This is a genomic window from Stenomitos frigidus ULC18 (assembly GCF_003003795.1).
GTDB classification, from domain to species: domain Bacteria; phylum Cyanobacteriota; class Cyanobacteriia; order Leptolyngbyales; family Leptolyngbyaceae; genus Stenomitos; species Stenomitos frigidus_A.
Window position 1 is genome coordinate 1 of the sequence record NZ_PVWK01000161.1, and the last position, 10866, is coordinate 10866.

The following is a 10866-nucleotide window of genomic DNA, read 5'->3' on the forward strand; positions in this document are numbered from 1 at the left end:
CCTGCAAAAATAGCTCGGTGCCAGGTTAATTAATGACAACTAGAGCGGCATTCTTTCAATAAGAATGCCGCTCTAGTCGTGTCATATTCTCTACATATAAGCTTGGTTATGTTTACTCCTTATCTCTCCAGAACAGATATACAAACTTAGACCGTCGTTAGGTGGGAATGAGTAGAGCTCGATTTATCTGTTACGATGCAAGCGGAAAATACGACAGTTAAAGAAGGCAAGACTCTAATCTGTGGTTCTAAAGAGTCTGTTGATTGCAGCTAGGAATTCCTGTTCTAAGTAGGGCTTGGTGAAGTAGTCCGCTGCTCCTAACTGCATGGCTAGCCAGCGGTGTTTTTCATTACTGCGAGAGGTCAGCATCATGATGGGAATTTTGGAGATTTGAGGATCTTGACGGCGGTAGCTAAGAAATTCAAAGCCGTTCATGTTGGGCATTTCAATATCGCAAATGACTAGATGCACTGACGAGCGCTGACATTGATCAATCGCTTCTTGCCCATCACGCGCTTGTAAGACTCGAAAACCAGCCCTTTCTAGAGACAGTGCTAAGGTTCGTCGCAAGGTGACAGCATCGTCAACAACAAGAATAGTTGTTACTTGAACGGCCTCAACAACTGTGGCAACTTTACGAGCACCTGGATGGCCGTGAACGTCTGCAAGCCGCTTAGGTTCTTCCGCGATAGCGCTTTCGGCTGTCTTTTGTTCCCGCTCAAACGCTAATAAGGCGCTGCTATCAATGACAGGAATGAGGCTGCCATCGCCCAAACTGGTGCATCCATAGAGATAACTGGGAGGCGCGATCAGAGATCCAAATGATTTGATGACCAGCTCTTGCTCCGTAATGAGTCGATCGACTTCGATGGCAAACATTTGTTCTTGCTGCCGCAGGACTAACATCGGTGCTGCACCAGCGCTTGCAGCACTGACTGCTGACATTGAATCACTGGCAGGCACTTCGGGTAGGGGGCAAGCGTAGTTTAAAAGGTCAGCGAGACGATAGGCAGGAATAATTTGCTCTCGCCAATATAGGAAGCGCTGTGTTCCTGACTGCCGACTTTGATCGGGTCGGGGCGTCACAATTTCTTCGACACTATCAACAGGTAAGGCAAGAGTAGTAGAGCCAACAGAGCAAATGATCAATTTCGTGTTGGTCAATGTTAAAGGTAGGCGCAGCGTAAAGGTTGTCCCTTGTTGAGGGGAGGATGCCACCGAAACGGTTCCCTTAATTGATTGCAATTGCGATCGCACGACATCGAGGCCAATGCCTCGTCCCGACAGTTCGCTCACCTGCTGGGCAGTGGAAAAACCTGGCTCAAAAATGAGTTCAAACAATCGTGCTGGAGCGCTTGTCAGCAGTTGCTCGGCTGAGAACCAGCCCAATTCAAAGGCGCGACTGCGAATTCGATCCAGGTTGAGTCCCTGACCGTCGTCTTTAATCTCGATAATGGTTTGATTGCCTTTGTAATAAGCCCGAATTTCAATTTGACCGTCTTTTGCTTTACCTAGTTGCGCTCGAACAGGGGCTGTTTCAATACCATGATCAAACGCATTGCGAAGTAAGTGCAGCAGTGGATCGTAGAGTTTCTCTAGAATGGCGCGATCGACCAGCAAGCTTGTCCCCGTTAATTTCAGACTTACGGGTTTGTGATAAGTTGCCGACAGGTCGCGCAGTACACGAGGGAAGCGATTCAAAACCTCCCCTAGCGGCACCATGCGTGCTTGAGTTAATTCGCTGCTGAGGCTCGTTAGCATATGCCGCTGTTGATCGAGCAGGCGATCAGACTGTCTAGCATACAGAGTGACATCATCAACAGTTTCATCAAGCTGCACAAAGCTCTCTAGAATTTCCTGTAGCTCAGCGTGCAGTACTCCGTAGCTGTCCATTTCTAGCGAATCAAATTCTGTTGCTGACGGCACTAAATCAGGATAGTTTGTGGCGCTAAAGGGACGAGAAGCTTCTACCCGAGTGCTTCGCTGCCCGTTTCCTGTTGGGGATAGACCTGTGTTAAATGGGTTGTTGGAAACCTGCGCGTAGTTTTGACGTTCTGGCGCAACTAGCATTTGATCTAACGACTCCCGTAAATGGCCGACCATGTCTTCAAACCGGGCAAACCGTTTCAATAGTTCGCGCAAGACGCCCTGGAGCTGATCATTTTGTAGTGAGAGTCCATTGCGATTGATGGTCAGTTCGCCCACCAGATTACTCATGCGTTCGAGTCGATCGGAGTCAACTCGAACGGTCAGGTTTGGCGGGGCGATCGCGTCTCCTTGACGAAAGGGGGGGGATGCATTGTGTTGACGACGCGTTGAACGCGGCTCTGTCTGGCTAATTTGTAACGCTTCTACTTGACTTGATGTAGAAGGAACTAAACTGCTGGAGCGATCCAATGGTGGTTCAAACAAATTCTGGGCCGCAACCCACTCAGCATCAATTACTTCAGCAGCATCAATTTCAGCGGCGATCATTTTATCTGGAAGTCCATCTGCTGGCAGAACAGTATCCTCTAGTGCCTCGTTTTGGTCGATCGCAAACGAGTCAAACGTTGGAAGCGGTGTGTCTTCCAGTGCTTCATCCTGGTCGATGATGCTTTCGGCCGCAGTGAAAGCACCACCAAACATACCAAAAAGATTTTCAAGCTGAGGCAATGCCACTTTTACCTGGTCGGCTGCTTCAACCTCAGTGAATTGGTCATCGAAGCCAACATCATTCTCAGCGACGATCGGAGTGCCGATGCTCGGAAGCCCCATCGTTGGAAGGCTTACGCTCGGCGCGCTCAGTGCTGGCGTCTTTATTGATGCTGTAGGAGCGGTTGTCTCTAAGGCCAACGCAAGGAGCGCTGCAGATGGTTCTAAGCCATCAGCCCGCTTGCCCGCTAGAATAGCTTGACGACTGCGCTCTAGGTCAACCAGCGTGAGTTGGGTGATCTCGATGGCGCGATCGGGGTGAGCATTTAGTGCCTGCTGAGCCGTTTCGGCAATGGTTCTAAACTCTGGGAGATTTAGTAATTCAGCAAACCCAATGAAGACTTCGATCTGCGCCCGTAGTTCTCCAGCCACTTCATACTCTTGTGGCTGAGCCAGAATTGCTTGGAGTCGATCGAGTCCTTGTGCTACATCTACCTCAAAAATGGATGTCACCATATCCACCCCAAGCTCCGCCGAACTGGGCAGGTAGGTCTCGGTTTGAAGTAGTGCCTCGCCACAGCGGGTTTCAATTTGAGTAAAGATGGGATCGGCAATCGCCAATGCATCTGGGTTGAAATAACCGGTGGTAATCTGTTCCATCAACGGCAATCGCAAGCAGTCGTAGGCTCGCAGCAAATCGTTTTCCAGGGCTGTATCCACCTCCAACGAATCGCTATAGAGCGCCTTGAGGATATTTTCGAGACGGTGTGCCAACGTTGCGATCGCGTCCAACCCTACGCTGGCCGCCCCTCCTTTCAGCGAATGGGCGGCTCGCATTAAATTGTGAACTGTGGCGGTATTGCGTTGATTCAGAGTCAGTAAGCCTGCTTCCAGAATTTGCAGCAGTTCGGGAGCCTCTTCCGTGAAAAATTGATAGGCGTGGTCACGGATATCAGAGTTGATTGCCATTGGTTTATGGAGGTAGTCCTAATTATTTGTAAGGAGGGGGTTGAAGACTGATGCCGATATGTTGCTATGTGAAGGCCATCCAGTCAGGGAGTTGTGCCCCCTCCACTCCCAAAACTATTGTTGTTGCGATCGTCTAATGCTTCGGTGTACTGACATCTGACATGAGCTTTGCTTGGTGCGTAACGCTGATGCTTTGATTGAATGCCGGAGGCTATACAGCACCCTATGTGTACCACGTTGTTGTCAATAGACTGAGGACGTTGGGATCAAAGGGGTGGGGAGTGTTACCCCCACTCATGGGTTCTACCCCTGCATCCGTCCTAACCCAATTGGCTATGGCTATAGTTCAATGGCGCCCAGTTGATGAGGCGCTTGCTGACAAGGGTCTACCCTGATAGGGACATCATGTGTGTCCCTATCAGAGAACAGACAAAGAATCGATAATTGGTGCTCTGGAACGCTTCTCAGCTCCCGCTGTTCGGGCTGACTTCAAAGTCACGCTCCATGTCCTTGATAATCTGTGGCGATCGACGTTGCAGCCTGGAAGATAGCCAAGCCCCGATCATTAAATAGGCCAAGAACCCATAAGGTAAGAAGTTGTAGGGAAAGGGAGGAATGGGAAAGAAGCTGGCGACAGCAGGAGTCATCATAAACAGAACGGCTGGCACTGAGATCGCGAGATCGCGTTGACGCAACCGCTTTTGACGGTAAAGCTCGATGGGCCCTGCTATTGAAATCAACACATAGATGAGCAAAAAGCCGTAGGTTGCCAGGGTGCCGAAGTAGCCATAAATATCGAGGCTAGATATCCCCAGCAGCGTTAAGGCTGTTGGTATCAGAAATACAACGATCACAGACAAAAAGATGGCAACGTGGGGCGTCTGGTTTTGTGGATGAACGGTACCGAGTGACTTGGGCAGAATCTGCTGGCGACCCAACGAGTATAGAACGCGTGTGCCAGCCGTGATGGAAGCCAGGCAGCAGGTGAGGAAACTAAACATGACTCCTACAGCAATTGCTAAGCCCAACAGCTCAACGCCTGCAAGATTTGACAACACACTGAGTGGTACGTCCGTTTTGTCAAATGCTATGGCATATTTGCGAAACCCTAACACTTCTGCATAGGAGACGAGAATAAAGAAAAGCCCTGATAGAACGGCACTCCAAAGTACTGCTCTCGGAATGTTTTGGAAGGGGCGTTTTACCTCATCGCCTAAGGTCGTTGCGCTTTCAAACCCAACGTAGCTAAAAATTGCCAGGACTAGCCCCAACCGCAAACCTTCGGGGGAGACATCTTTGAGTAGAACCTGCGGTGTGTCGATCGCAAAGCCATGTTGAGCAAGCACAATGATTGCCAAACTCAGAATCAATAAAATTGATGTTAGCTCAAGCAACAGCATGAGTACGGTTGAGAGCTGAATATCAGTAAAGGCGTAAAACCAGACAATGAGGATACAGATGGTGTAGAGCAAGATGGGAGGAGCCTGGAGGCCAAATTCATTCAGCACCACGTTCGCATAGATGACAAAGCCGGACATCACGGCGATCGCAGTACAGAGGTAGGCTGCAACCATTGCCCAACCGGCGACAATGCCAGCGGTTGGTCCCAGATTTTTGCCAATAGCACCATAGATTGTCCCTGGAAGCGACAGGCGGCGGGCAAAGTGGTTGATGTTGATACTGACCAGGGCAAGACCGATCGTGGCAATTAGGAACGTTAACCAGGTACCATTCCCGGCACTGGCAAACACGAGCCCAATACTGACCGCTGGCATGGCTGCCGGGGCAATGTTGCCAACCGACTGAGCCATGGTTTCGGGAAACGAAAGGCAATCAGCGCGCAACCCCAAAGCACGTTGTTTTGAATAAGTCGTCATGGTTCAACTCTTTCCATGTATGTTTTTCGTTGGTGTGAGCATGACCCTGATAAAAGCCTGAAGCTTACACTTTGAATTGACCCACTTCTGCTTGCAGCGTTTGGGCTACCTTGCGGAGTTCCTCAAATGAAGATGACACCTGCCCCGCTTCTGTAGACGTTCTGTTGGCGATCGCTGCCACATCTTTCATGGTTTGGGTTACTTCTTCTGAGGCTTGCGACTGCACCACTGTCGCCTGGGCAATAGCCTCAACCAACGCACTGATTTGAGCACTTACCGCTGTAATTTTGTTCAAACTTTGGCGCGTCTCATTCACCAATTGCGTTCCAATGACCACTTGCTCGGTACCTGATTCCATCGCGGTGACTACTTCGTTGGTTTCTGCCTGAATGCTGACCACCAACTTTCTAATTTCTTCGGTGGCTTCTGCTGATTGCCGTGCCAGCGTGCGCACTTCATCAGCAACCACCGCAAAGCCTCTGCCTTCTTCTCCAGCACGCGAAGCTTCAATGGCTGCGTTCAAAGCTAGCATGTTGGTTTGAGCTGCAAAGCTACCAATCAGATCAACCACGGTAGAAATCTTTTGAGACGATTCTCCCAGGTGTTTTACTTTCTTGGCGGTGTCGGCAACCGTCGCTCGAATGGCCATAATACCGTCAACGGTGCGGTTCATGGCCGCATCCCCTTCTTCTACACTTTGAGCGGCTTCCTGTACCGCCATTTCAGCTCGTTCGGTGTTGACTGCTACTTGACGCACGACGATCGCGGTCTCTTCCGCAACCTTGAGCGCAGCGGCGATCGCCTCCGCTTGCCGCAGGGCTTCTTCGGATAGAGATTGTACGGAAACCTGACTTGCGTTGGTAGTGACTGACACCTGATTTGCAGCCACCTGCACTTGTTGCACAATTTTGCGCAAGCTGTCTACGGTGGCATTGTAAGAGTCAGCGATCGTGCCAATTTCATCTGCCGTTACTTTTGCCTGGGTCGTCAGGTCTCCTTTACTGATTGGGTCTACTTCTAAAAGCAGCTCTAGCGCTCGTTTTTGCAGACCTTCTTTAAGTTCGCGCTGTTCTTCTGCCAGGTTGGTCGTTTGCTCTAGCAATTCCACTCGGTAGATGGAAAGTGCTAGCTCATTCCCTAACCGTTGCAGAAAGTTGATCTCAGATTCCTGCCAGTTGTAAGTGGTTGAGCAGTAGTGGGCAATGAGCAAGCCATAAAGCTGACCTGCACCCACAATGGGAGTAATCAGGCTTGCCTTTACTTGCAGTCGCTTCAGCAGATTGAGATGTTCTGGATGAAATCCCGAAATCGACACATCATTGGTTGCCACTACGCGACCTGCTTGATAAGCGGCACGCAGCTCTTCTGGAATGCAGGAGTCACTGACACCCTCATCAAGGGCGGTTGACCAATTGCTATCGACCGATTCTGCAACGATCCCAGCATTGGAATTTGTACGAAGGCGGTAAATGACGATTCGATCGAAGTTAAATAGCTGCCGTGCGCCTTCAACAGCTTCGTCAAAAATCACTTGCAGGTCGGCTGCCTGAACGACATTTGACCCTTTTGCGGCAGTGATGAGACGCTCTTGCGCTGCTTCAAAGGCTTGAAGGTTGAGAGACTCCTGAAGCTGAACCGCCATACTGTTGATGTTGATGCCCAGGGACGCAATTTCGTCCTCCCCTTCCACAGCCACACGGGCTGCCAGATCGCCTTGCCCGATTTTTCCCACTGCTTCTGCAGCGTTTAATACTGGTCGGGTTGCCCGGGTGGCGATTCCAGTTGCGATCGCCGCCACAATCAAGGCAATACCGCCCGTTCCCAGAAGGGTGGTTAAGAGTAACTGTCGCTGGAGAAGAAAGGCGATTGCCACAGGACGTGTGATCAGCAGACCCCATTTAAGGTTATAAGCTTTAGACAACTCCTGGTTTGGAAGATAGGTGATGACCTCTCGGTTTTGACCGGCAGCGCGCGCTGTGACCGCTGTCTGCTTTTGCTCATTCTGCAGCGCAACATTTGGAAATTCGTCTGCTACCTTCTTCTGAATCAGGGTTGGGTCGCTAGCGGCAATAATTTGGTTCTCAGAACTCTTTAAGAAAAAAGCTTCCCCTGATACAGCAGTCTCTCCAAACACTTGTTTGAGGACGCTTAAAGGAATGCGCGCTCGAATGATGGCGATCGTTTGACCGGTTTCGCTATCTTTAATAGGGGCAACGGTAAAAATACTAAACTCATTGGAAAATATGGATGTTTGTGGATACCCAATGATCGGTTTATCGGCTTTGAGCACTGCCTGAAAGTAGTCCCGATCAAAAAGCTTGGATGGTTGAGGATTTTGAGGATTGTCTTTTGATTTTGCCAGTACGTTACCATCCAGATCAGCGACCACAACACTGTCGTAGACCTGGACATTGCCAATCCTTGCAGAACGAGTATATTGCTCAAGGGCTTTTTGTTTCTCTGCCAGGGATGCCTTGTAGCGCAGCTTCGAGTCTGCGAAAAGATTCAGTTGAGCAAAGGCTTGAATGTCGCTGTAGCGTTCATCCATGAAGTTATTTAATTTCCCTTCCAGGTCAAGCGCACTCGTTTCCTCCGCTTGCAGCACCTGCTGCTGAATGCTCTGATTCGTGACAAGGTAGGTGGTTGTGCCAACGAACAAGATTGGGAAGGTGCCGATCGTCATAGCAATGAAGACGGCTTTGGTTCTGACGCTTAATCGCTGCCACCAGTTGCTCGATCCGATTGGGAACTGCTGTAACGTTTCGAGTTCTGGTTGAACTTCTTTCCATGTCGGTGATCTAGTTGCTTCGTGCTTTGAGGAGCCGATTGGCCAAAGGGGTGCAGCAGGAAGACCATCGGTTATTGTCCGGTCTGCTTGAATGGCATCAAACGATTGATGGGTGAGCCTGTTCTGGGGAGACGAATTTGGGGTAGGAGTCATGGATAAACCCTTGAGAACTGAGTACTTGAGAGCTGCGTAACAGATGAATAGGTAATCTAAAGCAAGGCTGCAATGAATTGCAGCTTCAAGCTTGTGGCGATTGTGGCAATGATCGCTTCCGCAGCTCAAAGCCTGGATATTGTGGCGATGATGGCTTCTGCTTCTAAAACTGCTAACATGGCATCGTCAGATTTCCACCAGTACCCACGTAAAAGTGCTGCTAGCTCGGATGTTAGGGTAGAGGACGATAAGGGCTGAATCACTTTAGGATCACACCATTCAACATCTTCTACTCGATCGAGCACTAGTCCCAACGTTTGGCTTTTCTGAGTCGATTTCTTGTCCTGACCCTGTAGCACTACCGCTGTATGAGCAACCCGAACCGCCTGTTGATAGTACGGAATTAAGCCACATAGATGCCCTAAATCCACCATCCAGAGAACTTCCCCGCGCCAGTTGTATACTCCCATCACGCAAGCCGGCATGTGAGGAATAGGCACAATTTGACCAGCCGGAATGGTGAGCACCTCAGCGACCTGTTGAATCGGTAAGAGAACTTTTGTATCCGGGACAAGATGCAATCGTAGAAATTGTTCTTTGGTATCATTGGCTGAAACGATTGCCTGCTCTTGAGTACGGGTTGCTAAGGCGTGAGAGTCTGATAATGATACAGCGTCAGACATTGTCATGCTTCCAGTCTTAATGGTTAAGATTTCGGTTTTAATGTTGAATCAATTGCTTGATTGTGCGCACCAGTTCTGCTTGATCGATCGGTTTAGCAATGTAAGCATCTGCCCCCTGTTTCATGCCCCAAAAACGATCCATTTCACCGCTTTTTGTCGAACACATCACAATGGGAATATCGCTAGTTGTAGCCCCAGCTTTGAGTCGCCGACAGACTTCAAAGCCGCTGCAGCCCGGTAGAACAACATCTAAAACAATCACATCAGGCTTCTGGTTATTCACAGTGGCGATCGCTTCTTCTCCACTTTGTGCAATCAGAACATTAATGCCGGCTTGCTGCAAACAGCTAATCAAAATTTGCATTTCTGTCAACGAATCTTCAACCACTAATGCCGTGCCCATCGCACTCACCCATGAATAAACAACAATTGATCAACGAGCTGGAGCTGTGAGATTAGTTGCACCTTGCTCTAAATGCTTGCGAATTTCGCTTAGCACTGCTTCAGCATTCAATGGTTTACTGAGAAAACCTGACGCTTTGACAAAATTGGCTCGAAGACGGTTTGAATAGCCATCGTTGCCGGTCAAGATGACGATCGGCGTGTTGCGAAAACACGAAAGCTTGCGTAGCTGCTCGCACACTTCATAACCGTTGGCCTCTGGCATCACCAAGTCTAGAAAAATCAAATCTGGCTTACGAGCCAACAATATACTGATGGCTCGTAACGCATTATCCACACCTAAAAATTGATAGCCAGCCGATGTCAGCAACGTTTCCATTGTGTTTCGGACTAAAGCACTATCATCCACACAAGCAATCAGCGCCTTTGGGGCTGCTGCTGGCTTCGCTTGGCTCAGACGGCGGGGATAAATGAGGGCCGATAAATCAGCGATGGTAATCAGCTCTACCCATCCCACTTGAATGAACGGTAAGAGCGACGCCGTAACTTCCATCACATCCCGCTGCATTTGCACGGCCAAATCGTACAGCGTGTGCTGACCATTGAGTCGTTGCACCAACATTTGATAAAACTGTGCAGAGCAATGTTCTCGTAATTGCTCTGGTTGCTTAATGATCGGTGCTTGATTGGGGGAATAAGCTGTGAGCTTTGCGTCCTGCCACGCTTGCCAGCGCCACTGCGTTTTGGCGATGACGTCCTCTACCTGAGCTAAACCGACTTGTGTCGACGATAACTGTTCATGCTTAATTTGCTTGCTTTCACTTGCCGCTTGTTTGACATCAAACAACACCTCAACCAAGGTCGAAAGCACCACATTAGTCGCTTGCTCAGGCGTAATTCTTTGCTTTGCCACCCATAGATTTAACAGCGTGTACTCCCAGCCAATGGAGGAGGTGGATGCCCCAGCACTCGCTAAATCGGCCTGCCACCCTAATCTATGAGTTGGTAACCGAGGGCAGTGAACAGCCAAATTTCTTCGCCAGCGTCGCATTGAATGTATGCCACCAGTGGCATACATGATGCTGCCTTTGGAGAGATGGAATGTCCATTCCTGTTCCAGTGCATCGCTCCATGAAAGTTGACCACTAAACCGGAGCTGTTTCAAATCTCTAAGAAATTGAAAATGTTCCACCCACTAGACCTTCTAGTATTGATCGCTTTTCAGTTATAACCATCGTCTCTATTGCAGAAAACCTCTAGTACAGATTAATTATTCATCTGCACCTAGTGGTCTGTCAATTTTCAGTTGATGGGTAAAGTCGCTGTAGTTTGATGCGTGCATCGGCTGTCGTAAACCGCC

General features: G+C 49.4%; 6 protein-coding genes. All 6 read right to left on the bottom strand.

What is annotated here, in order from left to right; translation table 11 throughout:
* Window positions 1–234: 234 nt before the first annotated feature.
* Window positions 235–3603 carry a response regulator gene (locus C7B82_RS30865; protein ID WP_106261151.1) on the bottom strand — a complete coding sequence of 1123 codons (3369 nt, stop codon included), beginning with the start codon at window positions 3601–3603 and terminating at the stop codon, window positions 235–237.
* 464 nt (window positions 3604–4067) lie between these two features.
* The gene (locus C7B82_RS30870) at window positions 4068–5480 is read right to left on the bottom strand and encodes an APC family permease (protein ID WP_106261152.1); all 1413 of its coding nucleotides are present in this window, start codon (window positions 5478–5480) and stop codon (window positions 4068–4070) included.
* Window positions 5481–5544: 64 nt separating this feature from the next.
* The gene (locus C7B82_RS30875) at window positions 5545–8421 is read right to left on the bottom strand and encodes a methyl-accepting chemotaxis protein (protein WP_106261154.1); all 2877 of its coding nucleotides are present in this window, start codon (window positions 8419–8421) and stop codon (window positions 5545–5547) included.
* Window positions 8422–8546: 125 nt separating this feature from the next.
* On the bottom strand, window positions 8547–9104 hold the full coding sequence (locus C7B82_RS30880) for a chemotaxis protein CheW (protein ID WP_106261156.1): 558 nt from the start codon (window positions 9102–9104) through the stop codon (window positions 8547–8549).
* A gap of 37 nt (window positions 9105–9141) precedes the next feature.
* Window positions 9142–9507, bottom strand: a complete 366-nt coding sequence (locus tag C7B82_RS30885) for a response regulator transcription factor (protein ID WP_106261157.1) — start codon at window positions 9505–9507, stop codon at window positions 9142–9144.
* A gap of 30 nt (window positions 9508–9537) precedes the next feature.
* Window positions 9538–10698: a response regulator gene (locus C7B82_RS30890; protein WP_106261159.1), complete on the bottom strand. Its 1161-nt coding sequence runs from the start codon at window positions 10696–10698 to the stop codon at window positions 9538–9540.
* Between the last annotated feature and the right edge of the window lie 168 nt (window positions 10699–10866).